This is a genomic window from Kinneretia sp. DJ1R-11, assembly GCF_025717595.1.
Classification (GTDB): domain Bacteria; phylum Pseudomonadota; class Gammaproteobacteria; order Burkholderiales; family Burkholderiaceae_C; genus Paucibacter_A.
Genome location: NZ_JAJIRR010000018.1, coordinates 1 through 19,886, shown reverse-complemented (window position 1 = coordinate 19,886; position 19,886 = coordinate 1). Strand labels below are relative to the sequence as shown.

Annotated in this window: 21 protein-coding genes; 9 read left to right on the top strand and 12 right to left on the bottom strand. The window is 62.2% G+C overall.

Features of this window, described 5'->3' with window-relative positions; genetic code table 11:
• The first annotated feature begins 80 nt into the window (after positions 1-80).
• The 3 genes from LNV23_RS21900 to LNV23_RS21890 all read left to right on the top strand — a co-directional run bounded on the left by LNV23_RS21900 (position 81) and on the right by LNV23_RS21890 (position 5,785).
• The gene (locus LNV23_RS21900; protein WP_263564948.1) at positions 81-1,907 is read left to right on the top strand and encodes a M4 family metallopeptidase; all 1,827 of its coding nucleotides are present in this window, start codon (positions 81-83) and stop codon (positions 1,905-1,907) included.
• 167 nt (positions 1,908-2,074) lie between these two features.
• Positions 2,075-3,862, top strand: a complete 1,788-nt coding sequence (locus LNV23_RS21895) for an HDOD domain-containing protein (protein ID WP_263564947.1) — start codon at positions 2,075-2,077, stop codon at positions 3,860-3,862.
• A 132-nt stretch (positions 3,863-3,994) separates the two neighbouring features.
• Positions 3,995-5,785: an HDOD domain-containing protein gene (locus LNV23_RS21890; RefSeq protein ID WP_263564946.1), complete on the top strand. Its 1,791-nt coding sequence runs from the start codon at positions 3,995-3,997 to the stop codon at positions 5,783-5,785.
• A gap of 310 nt (positions 5,786-6,095) precedes the next feature.
• Here the strand turns inward: LNV23_RS21890 and LNV23_RS21885 are convergent, their stop codons facing one another.
• Positions 6,096-6,671, bottom strand: a complete 576-nt coding sequence (locus LNV23_RS21885) for a nuclear transport factor 2 family protein (protein WP_263518821.1) — start codon at positions 6,669-6,671, stop codon at positions 6,096-6,098.
• Between the two features lies 1 nt (position 6,672).
• Here LNV23_RS21885 and LNV23_RS21880 point away from each other — a divergent pair, with 1 nt between their 5' ends.
• The gene (locus tag LNV23_RS21880) at positions 6,673-8,613 is read left to right on the top strand and encodes a CocE/NonD family hydrolase (protein WP_263564945.1); all 1,941 of its coding nucleotides are present in this window, start codon (positions 6,673-6,675) and stop codon (positions 8,611-8,613) included.
• 264 nt (positions 8,614-8,877) lie between these two features.
• Here LNV23_RS21880 and LNV23_RS21875 read toward each other — a convergent pair whose 3' ends face one another.
• Positions 8,878-9,690 carry a spondin domain-containing protein gene (locus LNV23_RS21875; protein ID WP_263564944.1) on the bottom strand — a complete coding sequence of 271 codons (813 nt, stop codon included), beginning with the start codon at positions 9,688-9,690 and terminating at the stop codon, positions 8,878-8,880.
• Positions 9,691-10,006: 316 nt separating this feature from the next.
• Between LNV23_RS21875 and LNV23_RS21870 the strand changes: the two genes are divergently transcribed.
• On the top strand, positions 10,007-10,633 hold the full coding sequence (locus tag LNV23_RS21870) for a pyridoxamine 5'-phosphate oxidase family protein (protein ID WP_263564943.1): 627 nt from the start codon (positions 10,007-10,009) through the stop codon (positions 10,631-10,633).
• Positions 10,634-10,636: 3 nt separating this feature from the next.
• On the opposite strand, the gene LNV23_RS21865 is transcribed toward LNV23_RS21870, so the two are convergent.
• Positions 10,637-11,590, bottom strand: coding sequence for a LysR family transcriptional regulator (locus LNV23_RS21865; RefSeq protein WP_263564942.1), 954 nt, complete (start codon positions 11,588-11,590; stop codon positions 10,637-10,639).
• 91 nt (positions 11,591-11,681) lie between these two features.
• Between LNV23_RS21865 and LNV23_RS21860 the strand changes: the two genes are divergently transcribed.
• From LNV23_RS21860 to LNV23_RS21845, 4 genes are all read left to right on the top strand, one after another.
• Positions 11,682-12,230 (top strand): carboxymuconolactone decarboxylase family protein, encoded by a 549-nt coding sequence (locus LNV23_RS21860; RefSeq protein ID WP_263564941.1) that lies wholly within the window; start codon positions 11,682-11,684, stop codon positions 12,228-12,230.
• A 90-nt stretch (positions 12,231-12,320) separates the two neighbouring features.
• Complete coding sequence (locus LNV23_RS21855) at positions 12,321-12,803, top strand: nuclear transport factor 2 family protein (protein WP_263564940.1); 483 nt, start codon at positions 12,321-12,323, stop codon at positions 12,801-12,803.
• A gap of 83 nt (positions 12,804-12,886) precedes the next feature.
• Positions 12,887-13,783: an HD domain-containing phosphohydrolase gene (locus LNV23_RS21850; RefSeq protein ID WP_263564939.1), complete on the top strand. Its 897-nt coding sequence runs from the start codon at positions 12,887-12,889 to the stop codon at positions 13,781-13,783.
• A 40-nt stretch (positions 13,784-13,823) separates the two neighbouring features.
• Positions 13,824-14,348 carry a DUF7482 domain-containing protein gene (locus LNV23_RS21845; RefSeq protein ID WP_263564938.1) on the top strand — a complete coding sequence of 175 codons (525 nt, stop codon included), beginning with the start codon at positions 13,824-13,826 and terminating at the stop codon, positions 14,346-14,348.
• 207 nt (positions 14,349-14,555) lie between these two features.
• On the opposite strand, the gene LNV23_RS21840 is transcribed toward LNV23_RS21845, so the two are convergent.
• From LNV23_RS21840 to LNV23_RS21800, 9 genes are all read right to left on the bottom strand, one after another.
• Positions 14,556-14,978, bottom strand: a complete 423-nt coding sequence (locus LNV23_RS21840; protein ID WP_263564937.1) for a hypothetical protein — start codon at positions 14,976-14,978, stop codon at positions 14,556-14,558.
• A 407-nt stretch (positions 14,979-15,385) separates the two neighbouring features.
• The gene (locus LNV23_RS21835; RefSeq protein WP_263564936.1) at positions 15,386-15,757 is read right to left on the bottom strand and encodes a hypothetical protein; all 372 of its coding nucleotides are present in this window, start codon (positions 15,755-15,757) and stop codon (positions 15,386-15,388) included.
• 75 nt (positions 15,758-15,832) lie between these two features.
• Entirely contained in the window at positions 15,833-16,252 is a 420-nt protein-coding gene (locus LNV23_RS21830; protein ID WP_263564935.1) for a hypothetical protein, read from the bottom strand.
• A 177-nt stretch (positions 16,253-16,429) separates the two neighbouring features.
• Entirely contained in the window at positions 16,430-16,843 is a 414-nt protein-coding gene (locus LNV23_RS21825) for a hypothetical protein (RefSeq protein WP_263564934.1), read from the bottom strand.
• 49 nt (positions 16,844-16,892) lie between these two features.
• Positions 16,893-17,210 carry a hypothetical protein gene (locus tag LNV23_RS21820; RefSeq protein ID WP_263564933.1) on the bottom strand — a complete coding sequence of 106 codons (318 nt, stop codon included), beginning with the start codon at positions 17,208-17,210 and terminating at the stop codon, positions 16,893-16,895.
• Positions 17,211-17,285: 75 nt separating this feature from the next.
• Positions 17,286-17,633, bottom strand: coding sequence for a hypothetical protein (locus LNV23_RS21815; protein WP_263564932.1), 348 nt, complete (start codon positions 17,631-17,633; stop codon positions 17,286-17,288).
• A gap of 331 nt (positions 17,634-17,964) precedes the next feature.
• A complete protein-coding gene (locus LNV23_RS21810) occupies positions 17,965-18,513 on the bottom strand; it encodes a GNAT family N-acetyltransferase (protein WP_263564931.1) in 549 nt (182 codons plus the stop codon).
• A gap of 83 nt (positions 18,514-18,596) precedes the next feature.
• The gene (locus LNV23_RS21805; protein ID WP_263564930.1) at positions 18,597-19,109 is read right to left on the bottom strand and encodes a GNAT family N-acetyltransferase; all 513 of its coding nucleotides are present in this window, start codon (positions 19,107-19,109) and stop codon (positions 18,597-18,599) included.
• A gap of 162 nt (positions 19,110-19,271) precedes the next feature.
• Positions 19,272-19,886, bottom strand: a 615-nt coding sequence (locus tag LNV23_RS21800; RefSeq protein ID WP_263564929.1) for a transposase, incomplete at its 5' end; no start/stop codon positions are given.

Sequence of the window (19,886 nt, the reverse complement as noted above, 5' to 3'; positions counted from 1 at the left end):
GCCGGCCCGCAAGCCACTCACCGGTCTGCCGGGTCTACAAACATGGGCTGACAAGCCTTCATTCCTAGGAGTCGAACGATATGCAAGCAAACTTCACCTTGATGGCCCGCAGCGCGCTGCTCGCCGCTGCGGCATCGCTGGCCTGCCAGGCCATGGCCGCTGACCGTTTGGAGCTGGACGGGACCAATTTGGCTCGTGCCGGCATCGTCGCCGCGCGTGGCGCCACCGGCCCGGCCGCGGCACTGGGCCTGGCCAGCGAAGAGCTCAAGCCCCTGCGCAGCCAAAGCTACGACAACGGCCTGGTCGTTACACGCTACCAGCAGCTCTACCAAGGTGTGCCGATCTGGGGTGAGGGCGTGGTCGAACATGTCGCCAACGGCTCCAAGACAGCCACCTTCTCCGGCGCCTTGCTGCGCAATCTGAACCAGGACCTGGCCCACACCCAGCCCAGCCTGTCCGCCGCTTCGGTGCTGACGGTCGCCAAGAGCCTGGTCAATGGCGTGTTCAAGGTCTCCAACACGGAGAACGAGCAGGTCACGCTCTACGTCAAACAGAACGACAAGGGCGTTGCCCAATTGGTCTATCTGGTCTCCTTCCTGACCAGCAAGGGTGATGAACCCAGCCGCCCGTACTTCCTGATCGACGCCAACAGCGGCTCGGTGATCGAGCGCTGGGAAGGCCTGAATCACGCCAATGCCACCGGCCCCGGCGGCAATGCCAAGACCGGCAAGTACGAGTACGGCACCACCTACGGCCCCCTGGTGGTGACCGCTGACTGCCAGATGAACAGCGGCAATGTCGTCACCGTTGACCTGAAAGGCGGAACCACCGGCAGCACGCCCTTCAAGTTCACCTGCCCTCGCAATGAGTACAAGCTGACCAATGGCGCCTACTCGCCGCTGAACGACGCGCATTACTTCGGCAATGTGGTCTTCAATATGTACCAAGGCTGGTTCAACCTCCGCCCGATCAGCCAGACCCTGTACATGAAGGTGCACTACAGCAGCAACTACGAGAACGCCTTCTGGGACGGCTCGGCCATGCACTTCGGTGACGGCGCTTCCACCTTCTACCCGCTGGTGTCGCTGGACGTGTCCGCGCACGAAGTCAGCCACGGCTTCACCGAGCAGAACTCGGGCCTGGTGTATTCCAACCAGTCCGGCGGCATGAATGAGGCTTTCTCCGACATGGCCGGCGAAGCCGCCGAGTACTTCATGAAGGGCACCAACGACTGGTTGGTTGGCAGCGAGATCTTCAAGGCCACGGGTGCCCTGCGCTATTTCGCCGACCCGACCCGCGACGGTCGCTCGATCGCCAACGCCGCCAACTACTACAACGGCTTGGACGTGCATCTGTCCAGCGGCGTCTACAACAAGGCCTTCTACTTGCTGGCCACCAAGCCCGGCTGGAATACCCGCAAGGCTTTTGAAGTGATGGTCGATGCCAATCGCTTGTACTGGGCGGCCAGCAGCACCTTCAATCAGGGCGCTTGCGGTGTCGAGAAGGCGGCCACCAACCGTGGCTACACCGTCGCTGACGTGACCGCGGCCTTCTCGGCCGTCGGTGTCAGCTGCGCCACCACACCGCCTCCCGCCACCATCCCCTTGACCAAGGGCGTGGCCAAGACCGGCATCAACCTGGCCACGAATGCCAAGCTGACTTACACCCTGGTGGTGCCGGCCGGCGCCAAGAACCTGAGCTTCAAGCTCTCGGGCGGCACGGGTGATGGCGACATCTACCTGAAGTTCGGCTCGGCTCCGACCACGACCAGCTATGAGCTCAAGTCGGATGGCTCGACCAACACCGAGACCATCACGGTCGCTGCCCCCAAAGCCGGCACTTACTACCTGCTGCTGAACGCTTACTCTGCGGTGTCGGGCACCAGCTTGGTCGCCAACCACAACTGAGTTTGAGCGCTGCCGCGGTCTCCGGGACGCGGTTGTCTGCTGAACCACGGCAAGGCCGGTCCTGACATGCGCAGGATCGGCCTTGCTTTTTGTGCTTTGGGCATAGACGCGGGTGGTGCGAAGATCGCGGCTCCGAATCTTTACGCCGCTCGGTGGGAAGCACATCCATGACTTCTTCTTCTGGCACGCAAGAACGGGATGCCGACGCGCTCCCGCCACCCGACGCTGAGGCGCCTGCCGATGCCGGCGCGGCTCTGGAGGCGGCACCGGGCCAGGAAGCCGAGGCAGCAACTGCCATCGACCCCGAGGAAGCCGAGCGCCTGGCCGCCCAGCGCGAGGCCGAAGAAAAAGAGGCAGCCGAGCGCGAAGCGCGCTTGCAGCGCCTGATGCAGAAGATCGCCGCCCACGCCGATTTCGCGTCCATGAAGGACTCGGTCCGCTCCATGCAAAAGGTCAGTCGCTCCGAGAAGGCGCACACCCGCGCCTTGACCGGCGAGATCTCCAACGACATCGCGATGACCGGCAAACTGTTGCGCCTGGTCAACGCCGCGTTCTACAGCTCGGCCGGTGGCGGCAGCATCACCAGCATGGAGCGCGCGGTTGCCTTGATGGGTTTCCAGACCATAGGCATGGTGGCGAGCTCCCTGATGTTGTTCGAGCGCCTGCCCAAGACGGCCGACGGCAACCGCCTGCGCCAGGAGTTCGGCCGGGCCCAGATGGCGGCCTTGCTGGCGCATGAGATGTGCAACAGCAGCAAGCACATCGAGGGCGCCTACCTGAATGCCCTGTTCCAGAACCTCGGCAGCATGCTGGCCGGCATGCATTTCGCTGAAGACACGGCCGCCATCGAGGCGCGCCTGCAGGCGGAGGGCCTGGTCGAAGGCGAACCCGCCTGGCATGACAAGCGCGAAAAACTGGCGCGCCAGCAATGGGGCCTGGGCTTCGAGGAAATCGGTGTCGAGGTGGCCAAGAGCTGGGGTTGGCCCGATTCCGTGCGTCAGACCATGCGCAGCCTGGCGCCCAGCAGCTTGGAGCGGCCGGCCGGGCCCGAGGAATACCAGCGCGTGCTCTGCACGGCGGCCAACCGTCTGGCTGGTGATCTGCTGCGCCTGCCCGGCGGCGGCAATGCCGAGGAGCGGGCCGAGGCGCGCAAAGCCTGTGTCGACCGCTTTGCCGCCGAGATGGGCGTACCCTTGAATCTTGACCCCGAGGTCCTGCCCGCCGTGGTCGAGCAGGTCAAGCTGGTTTGGGACGATCTGGCCAAGGCCCTGGGCTTCGACCCGGTGCCAGTGCCGGCCAAAGCCAAGACCGCAGAGAAGGCGCCCGAGAAGGCCGGCAGCAAGCCGGTCGAGAAGGCGCCCGCCAAGCCTGCACCGGCGCCCGCTCCAGCGGCCCGGCCTGCCGCCGCGCCGGCGCCCGCCAACCCCGTCATGGCCGAGGCCTTGTCGGCCGCGCTCGAGCGCGTCAGCGAGCTGGTGCTGTCCGGTGCGCCGGCGGCCAAGCTGCTGCAGCTGTGCATGAAGGAAATGCAAGACGCTTTGCAGCTGCAACGTGTCATCGTCTGTCTTCGTGACCCCGCCAGCGGCGGCCTGCGCGGCCGCATGGGCATGGGGGACCGGGCACAGGAGTTGGCGCCGGTGTTCGACATCCCGCTCAAACCGCCCAGCGAACTGTTCGGCCTGCTTTGCAGCAAGGGTGCCGACACCTTGATCTCGGACGCCTCCGACCCCGTCATTGCCCAGCGCCTGCCGCCCTGGTACGGCAAGCAGGTGCGCGCCCAGACCTTTGTGCTCTTGCCCATGGTGGCCGGCGATCAAGTGCTCGGCGCCTTCTACGGCGACCAGGCCGTGGCCGGCCGCCTGCAGATCGGCGAACGCGAGCTGCGCCTGCTCAAGACCCTGCGCAACCAGGTCGTGATGGCCATGCGCTTTGGCGGCGCCGCCCCTGGCAGTTGAGGCGCCCGCGTGAATTGTTGGCATTTGGGCGCGTGGGGGCGACCCGGCGGCGCACTGCGCACAAGCATGGATTGAGTTCGGGCGGCAACGGCCGATGAATCAGGGTCTGTCATCCGCTGCCTCCAAAAAGACATGAACTCAGAAACGAGCGCCACAGAGGCCCTGGCCTCGGCCAGTCCCGATTTTCCCGTGGCCGAAGCTGCCGTGGACCTAGCTGCCGACCCTGCTGACCCTGCTGCACTGGCAGCCGCCGAAGCCGAGGCTGCCCGGCTGGCCGCCGAGCGCCAGGCCGCCCAGGAAGCCGAAGATCGCGCCGCCGCCGAGCGCGAGGCGCGCCTGCAGCGCCTGATGCAGCGCATCGCCAAGCATGCCGATTTCGCCTCCATGAAGGACTCGACCCGGCTGCTGCAAAAGATTGCCCGTTCCGAGAACGCGCACGCGCGTGCGCTGAGCGGCGCCATCTCCGACGATGTGGCCATGACGGCCAAGCTGCTGCGCCTGGTCAATGCCGCCTTCTACAGCTCGGCCGGCGGCGGCAGCATCACCAGCTTGCAGCGCGCCGTGGCCTTGATGGGCTTCCAGACCATAGGCATGGTGGCCAATTCCTTGATGCTGTTCGAGCGTCTGCCCAAGGGCGCCGATGGCAACCGCCTGCGCCAGGAGTTCGGCCGTGCCCAGCTGGCGGCCTTGTTGGCCCACCAGTTCTGCAACAGCAGCAAGCAACTCGACGGCGCCTACCTGATTGCCTTGTTCCAGAACCTGGGCGGCATGCTGGCCGGCTTGCACTTTGCCGATGACATGGAGGCCATCGAGGCTGCCTTGCAGGCCCGCGAACTGGCCGAGGGCAGCCTGGCTTGGCAGGAGGGGCGCGAAAAACTGGCCCGCGAGCAATGGGGCCAGGGGCTGGAGGACATCGCCATCGAAGTGGCGCGGCAATGGGGCTGGCCCGAATCGGTGCGCATGGGCATGCGCACGCTGCGCCCCAGCAATCTGGAGCGCGCCTGCAGCCCCGAGGAGTACCAACGCGTACTCTGCACCGCCGCCAATGACCTGGCCGCCCAGCTGCTCAAGCTGCCGCACTCGGGCAGCCCCGAGGAGCGCGCCGAGGCCCGCAAGGCCTGCGTCGAGCGCTTCGCCGCCGAGCTGGCCGTGCCCTTGGGCCTGGACCCCGAGCCCATGCCCGAGGCGGTCGAGAGCGTCAAGCAGGTCTGGGACGATCTGGCCCAGACCCTGGGCTTTGGCGCCGTCGTGGCTGCGCCGGCTGCGGCTGGCAAGTCAAGCAGTTCCTCCAAGCCGGCCAAGCCCGGCGATCTGGCGACCCCTGCGAACAAAGCTGCACCGGCGCCTGCGGCCGCTGCACCCCGCCCGGCGGCGCGCCCGGCGGCGGCCAACCCGGCCATGGCCGAAGCTTTGTCCAGCGCGCTGGAGCAGCTCAGCGAAATGGTCTTGTCCGGCGCCGCACCGGGCCAGCTGCTGCAGCTGTGCATGAAGCAGATGCACGAGGCGCTGAACCTGCAGCGCGTCATCGTCTGCCTGCGCGACGCCAGCCATGGCGGCTCCTACCTCAAGGGTCGGATGGGCCTGGGCGAGCGGGCCACCGTGCTGGCGCCGCTGTTCGACATACCGCTGGCCCCGCCGACGGAGCTGTTCGGCCTGCTCTGCAGCAAGGGCGCCGATACGCTGATCTCCGACACCGCCGACCCCGTGATCGCCCAGCGCTTGCCCGCCTGGCACCGCCAGCAGGTCCGCGCCGGCACCTTTGTGTTGCTGCCCATGGTTGCAGGCGGCCAGGTCTTGGGCACCTTCTATGGCGACCGCGCCGAGGCGGGCACCTTGCATATCAGCGAGCGCGAGCTGACCCTGCTCAAGACCTTGCGCAATCAGGTGGTGATGGCGATGAGGTTTGGTGGGGGGAAGGGCTGAGCAGGTGAACAGGTGGGCAGGTGAATCGTGAATCGTGAATCGTGAGTCGTGAGTCGTGAGTCGGTTGCTTGGTAAACCTGGGCTAGTCCTGGGCATTCCTCTGCCGAGGTAGAACAACTGCTGCGGCAGTCGGTAGGCCCTCAGGCGTGACCCCCGTGATGTTTTGGACATGCTTGCCCGGTGACGCACCGCCGCGGTACACGAGAAAGAAAAAGTGATCGGCCAGGAACAGCAGCGAGTAATCGAAGGCGCCAGTGCTGGGTATGCCCATGCAGTAGCTTGCTAGGACTGCCTGCGTGAAACACCCGGGCTAATTGGCTGCCACAGGCGCCAGCGGGGGAACGGGGCGATGGTCCAGACTCATCACTCGTGCGAGCCGCCAACGCCCGTCTTGGAAGCGCCAGAGATTGACAAACTTTGCCATGCTGCTCGTGCTGGCGCCTCGCTCGTCAAACCGATGCATCCCGATCTGCGCGGCGCCGTATCCGTGGATCGGATACACCCTCAAGCTACCAGGCACGAGCGTTCGCTTGACACCCCGGTGACCGGGGCACGAAGCGGTGAGTCGGCGGGTGTTCTCGCGTACTTGTTCACCGACCGCCAGACCAGTTTGGTCGTGATAGAACTCAACGTCGTCGGTGAAGATGGCGTTGGCTTTTGCCGCGTCGCAGGTCTCGAAAGAGGCTTCGAAGAGGGAACGGTCCATCTGCGCCAGGGCGTCGAACAACTCACCGGACTGCAAACCGTCGGTGTTTGCCGCAGGCGGCGCTGCGGGTATGTGCGCGAGGCCCACCGGCGACGCGGCCGTGCTGGGCTGATCGGGCGGGCTTGCACCAGCAAGCGAAACGACTGAGGCGGCGAGTACTGAGAAGACGAGGAATCGCAAGATGCTCTCCTGTGTTGTGTATCTCGATGGGCGTGGCGAGCCGCTGAATGCAAAGGTCGCGCGCCGGCATGCTATCCAAGGGCGAATCAAGCCGCTATCGAGGAATTCCCATGGGAGACGCCAAGCTGCCACCTTCGCGCTCATCGGTACAAGCGTCAGGCCGTTAGCATCACCGTTCTTGGACAAGATCACTGAACCATGCTCTGAAAGGGTGGCTGTGAAGAGATGGCTTGCGATATTCGCGTTCGTGTTCGCCTTCCTGCTCTGCATGGCGGGCACCGCTCAAGCACAGCCCGAGCTGGGCAGCGTTTACGACGTGCAGGACAAGCTCTTGCTCAAGACGCGCGACGGTGCGACGGTCTCTGGCATTCTGGTTCGTCGGAAGGATGCGACGGCTCCCTTGCCCACGGTCTTGCAGTTCACGATCTACGTCCGCCCGGAACGCGACCTGGCCAGTCTGAAAGAGATTGCCGACCGTGGCTATGTGGCCATGATCGCCTACAGCCGCGGCAAGTATCTGAGCCCGGACGCCATCGCCCCCTACGAGCACGACGGCAGCGATGCCTATGACGCGATCGACTGGATCAGTCGCCAGCCCTGGAGCAATGGTGCGGTCGGAATGTTCGGTGGCAGTTACAACGGCTTCACCCAATGGGCGGCGGCCAAGAAGCTGCATCCCGCCCTCAAGACCATCGTGCCTTATGTGGCAAACCGTCCGGGCATGGGCTTGCCGATGGAGAACAATATCTTCATCAATCCCAACTATCAGTGGGTCTTCTACGTTAGCAATAACAAGACTCTGGATGAAGAGGTAAACCAGGATCGCGATCGCTTCCGCAACTTGCAGTTCGCTTGGTGGAACAGCGGCGCGGCCTATCGCAGCATCGACAAGCTCGATGGCACGCCCAATCCCCTGCTGCAACGCTGGCTGCAGCATCCGTCCTACGACAGCTATTGGCAGGCCATGGCCCCGTATGGCGAGGAGTTCAAGCAGATCCGGATACCGGTGCTTTCGGTCGATGGCTATTACAACGACTCCCAGGTGTCCGGCCTGGACTATCTGCGCGAGCATGTGCGCCATGTGCCCAAGGCCGAGCATTACCTGATCATCGGCCCCTACGGTCACTTCGGTGCGCAGCGGGGCGGTGAGAAGGTCATCAATAGTTTGGACCTGCCTGCAGCCGCACTGATCGATACCAAGGCCATCACCTATCAATGGCTGGACCATGTCTTGAAGGGTGGGCCCAAGCCTTCGGTGTTGAAGGACAAGATCAACTACCAAGTGATGGGTACAGACCGGTGGGGCAGCGCGCCGTCACTGGAAGCGATGAGCCAGCAGACGCTCAAGCTCTTCCTGCGTGGGTCGCGCCTGGATGCCGCACGGCCTGGCAAGGAGGCCTTCCTCACGCAAGAGGTGGACCTGAAAGACCGCGAGCAATGGAACAACAGCTATTACCCGGGGTCCATCGTGACGGATGACATCGATAGGAGCAGCCGCTATGTCTTTGTCAGCGAACCGTTTGAAGACGAGGTGCTGTTCAACGGCGCCTTCAGCGGCGAGATTTGCGCGCGCATCAACAAGCGAGACTTCGACCTCGGCGTCACCCTGTATGAACTGACACCGGAGGGCAAGTACTTTCATCTGTCCTACGTGATCAAGCGCGCCAGCTACGCCAAAGACCCTGCGCGGCGCAACGTGCTCACGCCCGGAAAGATCGAATGCATTCCCCTCGGCTCGACGAAACTGGTCAGCAAGCTCATGGTCAAAGGCAGCCGCCTGGTCGCCTACCTGAATGTGAACAAGAACCCGTTTTCTCAACTGAACTACGGCACCGGCAAAGACGTCAGTGAGGAAACCATCGCCGACGCGACCCAAGCGCTCAAGGTTGAGTGGTCGAACCGTAGCTTCATCACCGTGCCGATTTTGCGGACGGGGCCATGATCGTCAACGAAGAGGCTTGGACCCGCTGAGCCTGGCAGGCACGAGGCACCGCGGGTGTAAACAGAAGAGCCCGGCAGTCTCGGACTGCAGGGCTTTTGAGGCCTTCATCGCCGAACTTCGGAGATCGCTGCCTGGATCTTGAGGCCCGAACCGGTGGCCTCCCGGCAGCGCCAGGCCATGAGCTTGCGAACATGGGCCTGACACGCGCCGACGGCGCTGCGGCCTAACAAGCCGGGCTGGCGGTACCTGGCAGAGCCTGCCGCCTCAGGACTTCCGGCTGCGCCGACGAACCACGGACACCATGGCGGCCAGTCCGGCCAGCATCAGTGCGTAGCTTTCGGGCTCGGGCACCGGCTGGGCCGAGAAGTCGATGCGGTAGACATCGGTGCCGGCCGCCAAGCCGCTGTTGAAGGTGTAGCCGTAGGCGGTGCTTTGGCCGTTGTAGGCCGCGAACTCAGCGAAGTTGCGTGCCACCACGGAGTTCTGCGCATCGCGTGCCAGGGCATTGGATCCGACGATGAAGGCCGCGTTGGCAATGTTGAACTCTTCCGAGCCAGCGTCCCAGATGTCGCGTGCCTTTTGGCCAATGCTGCTGATCTGCAAATTGCCGGCGGCGTCGAAAAGCTTGTAGGCCTTGGCAGCATCATTGCCGATGAAGAAGTCATTGCTGGGAACCACCATGGCAATGAAGCTGAAATAGCTGTTCAGCGAGGTGTCGATGCGAAAGGTCTGGGTGGCCGACAGTCCCGCTGCCAGCGGCGCAGCGCCCACCACACCGAGCACAGCGCCCGAGTCCGTCGCCGCAAACGCATCGCGCCACAGGCCGCCATTGCCCAGCTCGGCCGCTCTCACGATGGAAGCATTGGCCGCTGCGCCCAGATCAAAGCCGTCAAACAGGCCTTGACCCAGGCCGACGCTCAGCGGTGCCACTACGACGCCATTGCTCGGTGCCAGGTTGTGAACCGTGATCGTCAAATCAACGATTGCGGCGTGGGCCATGGGGCTGAAGCCGGTCGCGGCGAGCAGGGCCGCGCGGGCCACGGTCTTGCGCAGACCGGGCTTGAAGGATGGGTGCATAGGTTTCTCCAGAGAGGGTGATGTGGGCTGGGTGAACTGGACTCGCACGCCCGGCAATGGCGCCGACTTGCGTGCCCCTCTGAGTCGCGGTGAAGCGTGAATTCCTTACGCTTCCTGAAGAAAAAATAGGTCCCTGTCGAATTGATGGATGGGCGCTGCCGTCGAACCGGCGGGCCAGCTCACACCCGCGCTGTTCCGCTCAGCGAAACACTCCATTCAGTGGGCTGGGCATTCTGTTTTTGGGCGCCGCCCATCACAGTTCGGTCACACGCTGCAGACCTTGCGGCTTGATCCACCTCACCGGACCGACCGAACCATGAGCCGCGCCTATTCCGACCTTGCCTTCACGCCCGCTGTGCGCGCCATGCAGACCCACATGGGCAGCCGCTCCTCCTATGCGCGCCTGGATCAGGCTGAAGACCGACGCGATGCCTTGACGTCGCATGAGGCCGAATTCATTCACCAGCGCGATGGCTTCTATCAAGCCACGGTGGGCGAGACCGCTTGGCCCTACGTCCAATTCCGCGGCGGCCCCGCCGGCTTCTTGAAGGTGCTGGACGCCCAGACCATAGGCTACGCCGACTTCCGCGGCAATCGCCAATACATCAGCGTCGGCAATCTCGCGGGCAATGACCGCGTCTCCCTCATGTTGATGGACTACGCCAATCAGCGGCGCTTGAAGATTCTCGGTCGGGTGCGCCTGGTCGGTGAGCAGGAAGACCCGGCCATGCTGGCCCGGCTCCAGCTGCCGCAGTACCGTGCGCAGGTCGAGCGTGCCTTCCTCATCACGGTCGAAGCCTTCGACTGGAACTGCCCCCAGCACATCACGCCGCGCTTCACCGAAGCCGAGATCGAGCAAGCCGTCCTGCCCCTGCGCATGGAGCTGGAGCAGGCCCAGCGCGAGCTCGCGCTCTTGCGAGCCGCCTCGCAGCCAGTGCCTTGATCGTCAGCCGGGCAGCATCAGCCGCTCGCGCAGCCGCTCGATGGCCAGGTCCATGAAGGCACGCGCCTTGTGAGACGCATGGCGGCCTTCACGGTGTACCAGATGCACCGGCAGCGGCGCCTGCTCGTAGGCTTCGAGCACCCGTTGCAGTTGGCCGCTAAGCACCAGCGCGTCGACCTGGTAGGACATCAGGCGCGTCAGACCGAAGCCGCCCAACGCGGCTGCAATGGCCGAGTCGTTGGTGGTGGTCAGCATGCGCGGCGCCACCTTGACCGTCCGGACTTCCCCCTCCACTTTGAAGCGCCACTCGGGCGCTGGCGTCACGGCGTTGGCCGAGATCAGGATGTGGTCGAGTAGATCCTCGGGCCCTTGCGGCTCGCCGTGCTGGGCCAGATAGCTCGGCGCGGCGCAGATGACGCGGCGCACGCTGCCCACGCGAATGGCCTGCAATGAGGAGTCCGGCAACTCCCCGATGCGCACCGCCACATCGACCCCTTCGTCCGTCAGATTCACCACCCGGTCCAGGAACCAGCACGATGCACTGACTTCGGGATAGCGCTGCAGGAACTCGGTCACGACCGGGGTGACATGCAGCGCCCCGAACAGCACAGGCGCCGTGACGGTCAGACGCCCACGTGGCGCCCCATGCAGGCCGCTGACCGACTCGTCGGCCTCGGCCAGCTCGGCCAGGATGCGCCGGCAGTCCTCCACATAACGCGCACCGGCCTCGGTCACCCGCACGACCCGCGTGGTGCGGGTCAGCAGGCGTGCGCCCAGGTGCGCTTCCAGTTCACTGATGGCCCGCGTGACGGCCGGCGGCGAGATGCCCAGCTTGCGTGCCGCGCCAGCAAAACCGCTGGCATCGACCACTGCCACAAAGACACTGATGAGATGCAATCGGTCCAACTGTTCCTCCGGGCGTAACGGTGTATTGGGTTTGGCGGTGATTCTAATCATCGGCCGATTCAAAGACAGTTCAGTCATTCGCTGAACACGCAGCGGATACCCACCGCGAACCCACCTTTCTTGACCCATCTGGAGAATGAATATGTCCCGCCTCAGCATCCCTAGCGTCGACCAATCCCTCGAAGCTTCCAAGCCCTTGCTGGCTGCTGTCCACAAGCAACTGGGCGTGGTGCCCAATCTGATGAAGCTGGTGGGCCACAGTCCGGCCGCCCTGGAAGGCTATCTGTCGCTGAGTGGTGCGCTGGCCAAAGGCAAGCTGAGCGTGCAGTTGCGCGAACGCATCGCCCTGACCGTGGCTGAGTTCAATGGCTGCGACTACTGCCTCTCGGCGCACAGCTACCTCGCTGCCAACGTGGCCAAGATCAGCGCGAGCGAAGTCGAAGCTGCCCGCGAGGCCCGCTCCGACGATGCGCGCACCGCGGCTGCGCTGCAGTTTGCCCGCCGTGTGGCCGAGTCGCGCGGCCGTGTCGCCGATGCCGATCTGGCGGCCTTGCGCGCCGCTGATTTTGACGAAGCGGCCGTGCTGGAGATCGTCTTGAACGTGGCCCTCAATGTGCTGACCAACTACGTCAACAACGTGGCCCAGACCGACATCGACTTTCCCGTCGTCACCGCCAAGGCTGCGGCCTGAGCCTGCGCCTGCGCCTGCGCTGGGCGGCTTGGCAGCCTTGCCGCCTGGCTGCCCAGCCGTCCTTGCCCTCACTTTCCACAGCTAGCGATCATGAGCCACACCCCGGAAGCCCCACGCCCACCCTTGCCGCCCTTCACGCTGGAGACCGCGGTGCAAAAAGTCCGCATGGCCGAGGACGCATGGAACACGCGTGATCCACAGCGTGTGGTCCTGGCCTACACGCCGGACAGCCGCTGGCGCAACCGCAGCGAGTTCCCTCGCGGCCGTGAGCAGATTCAGCAACTGCTCGAGCGCAAATGGGCGCGCGAGCTGGACTACCGCCTCATCAAGGAGCTGTGGGCGCATGAGGGCAGGCGGATCGCGGTGCGTTTTGCCTATGAATGGCGCGACGATGCCAGCAACTGGTTTCGTTCCTACGGCAACGAGAACTGGGAGTTCGATGACGGCGGCTACATGGCTGTGCGCCACGCCAGCATCAACGACCGGCCGATCTCGGCGCGGGAGCGCCTGTTCCATTGGCCTCAAGGGCCGCGCCCCGCGGATCATGCCGGCCTCAGTGAATTGGGCCTGTGAACGCTTCTGAAACGGGCCCCAAGTCGGTCTTGGGTCTACCATGGTCGGCAGTGCCAGCCCGTAACACGACCCCAAGAGCCATCATGAGTTCTGAACCGTCCTCGAATGAAGTGCAAGGCCTGCGCCAGCAGCTGGCCAGCCAGCGCCAGGCTTTGCTGGCCAGCTTGCTGGTCTCGGCCTGGATGGTCGAGGCGCGCGACCCCTACACCGGCGGTCACCTCTGGCGCGTGGCTCGCATGGCGCATGCACTGGCCCTGGGCTCGGGCAGCACGCCGTGCGAGGCCAGTCGCATCGCCATGGCCGGCTTTCTGCACGACCTGGGCAAGGTCGGCATCCCCGACGCCATCCTGCGCAAGCCTGGGCGGCTCAGCGACGAAGAGTTCGCAACGATCAAGACCCACCCGCGCGTGGGCGCACGCATGCTGGCTGGCCATCCCTTGGCGGACATGGTCGTTGGCGTGATTCACCATCACCACGAAATGCCCAACGGGCGCGGCTATCCCGTGGGTCTGGTGGATACGGAGATTCCGCACGATGCCCTTCTGGTCGGCATCTGCGACGCCTTCGATGCCATGACCAGCACGCGGCCCTACCGCGCGGGCATGCCCATCGCCAAGGCTCTCGACATCATCGAGTCGGAACTGGGTCAGCAGTTCGACCGGGCGCTCGGGACGACGTTTGTGCGCATGGGGCGGGCCGGCGCCTTCGATGCAGTGGTTGGTCACAGCGATGAGGGCATTCCGCTGCAGCACTGCCCCGCCTGCGGGCCGACCCTGGTGCGCACGCGCAGCGCGCGCGTTGGCGACCACCTGGCCTGCCCCGCATGCGCGGCCCGGTTCACCTGGGCCGCCACCGAGCAGGGCTTGCAAGCCCTGCCAACTGGCGAGCAGGCCTTGCCCGAAGAGATGGAGCCCGGCCTGGACCGCGCTCAGATCGAAGCCTTGGTGCTCGATTGGGCCGACGCCATCGCGGGCGACTGAAGGCTTTCGAAACCCCACCTTGTTTTCCGGACCTAAAACCATGCGCAGTCTTCGTCTTTGCTTGCCGCTTCTGGCCGCGGCCTTGCTCTGTGCTTGCAGCGCCGTGCCCGATGCGGGCCGGTCGCCGACGGTGTCCTTGCCCTTGCATCAGGCCTGGTTCGACGGACGCAAGGTCGACTATGTGACCACGGACATCTCGGATCCGGCCATGGCCCAGGCCCTGGGCGTCAATCTCGTACCCCGGCTGGCCCTGGCCCTACCGGCGCCCGGCCGACCCTCGGTGGTGGAGCGGGTTTACAAATTCGTCGACGACTCCCAGATCACCGTCTTCCAGTCCGCGCCGTCGCCAAGCGGCCCGGGCAACACCGACACCTCCTACAGCCCGCTGTGGCGCATGGTGCTGGTGAAGTGGAAGCAGCCCGCTCAGGCGCGCGAGTTGAAGTCCGAGGAGCAGATCTTGAGCGCCGTGGAAGCCCAGGAACTCTCGCTGCAAATGACGGACATCGTCGTCAACTGCCCGATCACGCGCTCGGTCGACGGCCGGGCGATCGCCGGGACCAAGTAGCGCAAGCAGGTGAGGCTTGGGAGAAGCCGGGCCGGCGCGTATTGAAGTCAGTTCACGGCGCGGACTTGCGCTCAAAGAGGCCATGCGCAGACGGAGTCTGGGCACAGGGCGCACGGAGGACGGCGTGTGCTGGGCTAGGGGGCAGGTCTTGCCATTTGGGCTTGGAGCGGTGTGTGGCCCTTGCAGACGGGCTAGGCTGCAGCTCGGCTACTTGACCAGTCGGCGTTCCCCGACACAGCTGGCTTCATAACCCTCAAGGTCCTTTTTGAAGGAGGCAGCTCTCGTGTTGTATGCAGTGACTGCTTCATTGAACTTTGTCGATGCGGAGCTGACGTCCTGAACTGACGAATTGAAGGCCAAAGCTCTGGCCGATAGATCTGCCGCTCGAGTTCGAAGTTGATTGGCCTTCTGATTTCTCTTGCCTATGCGTTCCTTGAGCGCCGCGATACTGGCATTCAGTCGTTTGACCTCTGCAGGAGGCAGGCTTGAGCTTGACTTTGACTTCTCAATCGATGCCCGATCCGAATCCAGGGCCGAGTCTCCACTCGCCAGTTCTGCCAGTGCGAGGGCCAAGGCCTTTTCATCGGCTTCCAGTGACTCGCGATCTCGGTCGAGTTCGTTCGTCCTCACGCGCAAGGCCTCGGATTGGCTACTCAACTGAGAAAGGAAGCTTTCAAGGTCCCTAGCCCGCTTCGGTGCGTCCCAACCAGCACCGAAGCACTTGGCGAGGTCCTCGAGCCGAAGCTCCTCTTTTTTCGGAAGTTCAGGTAGCTTCCAACTGCGAGGGGGAATAGAGGGCGGAGGTATTGAACTTTGCTTGTCTTCACCGGCCGACGCGCTCCCCGGCGAGTGCGTAGCGAGAAAGCATGCAAGTGCAAGTGCAAGAGCCCGTGCGAGACCGAGTCGACTCCTCACAATTCCCCCTTCTGGCGGCATAACTTTGAAGCCAATGGGCCGAAACCAGTAGGCCGTGCGAAGCCGAAATCACAAAGGCTGCATAGCGTGGCCAGGTGGCCGTGGTCCATTTGGGAGACCAGCTAGGCACCTTCGCCCAAGAGCACAAATGGCAGCGCTGCGATGCAGACCACTGCAAGCGAGAGTACGCCAACGCCAAGAAAGCGCAGGATGGCCTTGACCTTCTGTCCCTCCGGACGACTGCGCGCCAAATAGTAAGGAATTGCGATCAATGAAAGTGCTATGACAGCACCACCCAGAACTGCCGTTCGCTTGTACTTTTGCTCCGCCGCATCAAAGTAGTACCAAAGGTAAATGAGTACGGCTGACGCAGCCGTGAACAGAAATTCCACTGGGTTAGAAGGGGTCGTGTTGTGCGATACACAGTACCCAACAACGGCACCATAAACAGCCATCAGGAGAAAGAACAGTTGTAGCGCGCGTTTCGAAGTCATCGAGTTTGACTGATCTAGAAATTGGGGCCCAAGGTTTCACATAGCCGGAACTGGGCTGTCGGATTGGTCAGCGGGTCAGGCCGCTCGCCTCAGGCGCGCTGTGCTGCTAAAGGCGTTGACGAACGCTCCAAGGGCAATAAAGGCGAGTGTGAATGCGCCAGCCAGATGCCATTCTTCCGCTCTTGTCAACCAAAGCCAAACTGAACTAGCCGTCAAGAACACCGCCAGTGCAAGATCGGGCCAAGATACCCAGGCGGCAGATTGCGTTCTGTGTTCGCGATACTGAAGGCGCATGAGCGATATTGCATGGTCCCTCGCAAGGTTTGTCACCTCGTGATCTTCGCCCATGTGAAGTTTTGACTTTTCGAGAATCTCCAGATCTGTCTTTATTTTGCCTCGTAAGGCGGTGTTTTGATTGTTCAAAAGCCAAGAAATTATTGCCCATGCGAAACCAGCAAAGGCTGTGATGAGTGGTCCATACTCTTTGAAATTCACAGTTTTCCCCTCTCAGACGAATAAAAGATCGGTTTGGACTGGGCGCCCGTGCAGTTTAGAAGAGCAAGAGCGAGCTAGGCGAGAAAGCTGTGCCGCGAGTGGTGGTTGGGCATGGGCGGCTCAAAATCAAATGAGGCCTGAGGTGGTCTCCCGTTGCGAGTCGGTTCGAACAAGGTGTCAGTTCACATTTTCTTTGGGCCGCCGACGCCAAGTAATGAAGAGGATGCCTGCGCAGACAGCAGATACCACCATCCAATAGAAATAGCTAACAGACTCAGTAGAAAGTGGAGTGAGTGTCGTCAACCCTGAATTCAGGCGTTCCGCTATTGGCCTGACGAGTGCCGCAAACTCTACGAGTTGTCGGTGCGAAAGTATCAAAGCACCGAAGTTTCCAATACAGAAAAGAACGTAGCCTGCAACGACAATGGTCGCCTCAACAAACGACTTTGAAACCTTGTCACTTGCGACGGAGAAACCAAGCACTGCCAGCGTTACTGATGAGAAGTACGCCCAAAGCTTGTCTGTAGCCGAGTACTGGGTCGCGTACAAGTCAAGCGCCGCTTTCAGTTCCTGCAAATCATGAATTGTCAAGTTTGTGTCCTATGGAAGATGGGGTGTTGACGCAGCGTAAAGTTTGAGCTCAGGGCAGTCCGCCCTGCGGCGAATCGCTATGCACGTCATCCACGAAAAGTTTGATGTCTTCTGCCAAAACCATTTGGCCTTGCTTCATTACGTTTGCCTTGTAGTTGATGTACTTCTTTCCACTTTCTTTAACAACACCGAAAGTAATGGAAATCCATTTTGCATTGCCCGTTGGTACTCCTGGATCACCATCCTCACGACGCCATACATATCCGCTCCACTTTCCAATCGCCGCTCGCTCTTGCGTCGGCTCAACATATTTCGGTTTGGATATTTCTCCCAATGCTGTGTAGACGATCCCATTCTTCACATCCACTCGAACGGATTTAAATGCGGAGCTCTTGTCGCTGATGTCTATTTGGGTAATGGCTCCGCTTGTTTTTGCTGAGATTTAAATCTTTCCCACCTCAATTATTCGCGCCGATTTCTGAATGCTCTCAATGAAAAATCGGTATTCATCTTCTGATATGCCGAAGTTCTTGTGATAAGGAAGAATATCTCCTGGCTTCAGGTTGCTGTGCGCAGCGACGTACCCTTTAAACCACTCATTATTGGCCTGCGCCGCTGCGGTAAAAATTCTTGAAATTTTTTCTACTTTAGGGTCTGTCGCAATCCCGAGAATAGATGCCGTCGACAGCCCCGTCGGTAGAACCGAAAAGATGCCTAGCCTATTCTCTGCAAACGCGGAAAATGAAGCGGCTGCAGCCAAAACAGCTACGGTCTTCTTGATGAAATTCATGGGATCTCTGGTTAAGTACGTAACGAGGCAGTCCAATGGCTCGAAATCCACAGTCACCCTCAACGCTCTGGGCGTGAGAATGTCGGCGATCGCGAGGTTCTGGGTTCATCGATGAACCGAGATCGCTGAGTTGCATTCCCGGCAACTGAGCACGATTGGGTCGCCTGGTGGCTGCGTTACTGAAATCTGTTTTGCCCGGTCCCCGCTTTCGACTGTCTCTTGATCTTGTGCGACATGCTGTACAGACTCCACTGCGTTCTGATCTTGTCCCCCCCGCGGTAGTTGAGGCAGATAGGGCTATGTACGCATTGCCATACGAGTGGAGATCTCGTTATGTGGCATTGTGTGTCCCCAAAATATGCGCGTACATGTAAAAGTTGCCTGGGTTGCCGCGAACGATGCGGTAGGAGTCAAGAAGGCCCTCCCGGACGAAACCGACGCGCTCAAGGACGCGAATCGAGGCGGCGTTGGACTGCAGCACCGTTGCCTGGACTCGAACCACGTTTGCCTTTTTGTGTGCCCAAGAAACCAGGTCGATTGCACTGGCTGTAGCCACGCCCTTGCGCCACATGGATGGATGCAAGTCGTAGGCAAGCTCAGCTGACCGATTCTGTTCTGAGGCGGTGTGGAATCCGATCGTGCCGACAAGCGTGTCGTACTCGCGCTCCGCAATGGCCAAGCGCAGCAGCGCAGATGGCTCCGTGTTCGTCTCGTTGCCCAAGTAGGACGACAGTTCCTGCGCCGTGGGGTGATTCCAGCTCGTGTGCTGATACACCTCAGGCAGGTTGAGGTAGTTTGCCCATGGTTCGATATCTGCCGCACGGAGGGGCCGCAGATGCACCAGCGGGTGATCGGTGCTTGGCAGGCGATGAAACTTCACTTGGTGCGCTTGAGAGGTGGAGTGGCTGTCGCTTGACGCTTGAGCTAACCGGCGCGCCGCGATGTGTCCAATTGAGCGAAGGGCTAGGCGTCATTTCGCAACCGGAGGCAGACTTCCTCAACTTGGCGACCGCCGAGTTCAAACTGCTTTTCGCTGCCTTCGACGTGCGAGAACCCACAGCTCTTGTAGAAACTGACTCCGCGCTCGTTCCGGCCAATGACCCATAGTGAGACTTCGACATAGCCACGGGCGCGTAGCTCCAGGAGGGCTTGAGCCATGAGCGCGCGACCGACGCCCTGACTCCACGATTGCGGCTCGGCGTAGAGCGCCCAGATTTCGCCTTGCTCTGGAGACGCTTGCTCGTGGCGCCAGTGGCCGTAGCTGATGAAGCCGACGACGCTGTCGTCTCGGAGCGCAACGAGCGTCGTGGACTCTTGCTTCTGAAGTATGTCTTCCCACCGAAGCGCCCGATCCTCGACAGAAAGTTGGTCCAGGAACGCTTGGTCGAGGATGCCGGCGTAGGCCGCTTGCCAAGAGCGGATGTGGACTTTGGCGATGCCGGACGCGTGCTCGCGAGTGGCAGGAGCGATGTTCATGACGCTTAACGAGGTTGTCCAATAACCCGAAATCCCCAACCACACTCAACGCTCAGTACGTGTGAATGTCGGCGAAGGCGAGTTTCTGGGTTCATCGGTGAATTGGGGTCTGTAAGCCGATCCAGCGGCACCTGAGTGCAATTGTGCCGCCTGTGGACTGCGTTATTGAACCCCGATTTGCCCGAGTCCCGCTTTCGAGAGTTTCTCGATGTTGTGCACCATGCAATACAGGCTCCACTGCGTGCGCACTTTGGCCTGCCCTCGGTGGTTCAAGCGAGTCAGCCGCTTGTTGTGCCGCAGATTGGCAAACACCGGCTCCACCGTGCCGATGCGCTGGCTGTAGAGCTGCCTGCCCTGCGGTGAATCGATGGCCTGGCGCATGCGCTCACTGGGGTGGTCGGGGTCTGGTGCCTTGGGCAGGAAGCGGCTGATTTGCCGGCCTCGTTCCAGTGGGCTCTTCTCATCGGCTTGGCGGGTCTTGATGCATTTGGAGCGCAGCGCGCAGCCGCTGCAATCCGTCGTCTTGGCGATGTAGGTCTGGTAAGGCTGGCCACTCGCGGTGATGTGGATGCGCCCGCTGCTGCTCAAGACCTGGCCCGCCGGGCACGTGGCGGTGGTGTCCTCGTCGTTGAAGTGGAAGTCCTTGGGCCGGAAGAACTTGATCTCTGCGGCCTCGCTGCTGGCCTTCTTCTCCGACAAGGGGTCAGGCTTTGCCTTGTGCTTGGCCTGATCCGCAAAGCGCTCATCGCGCTTGCGCATCTGGCCGTCCGCAATCAG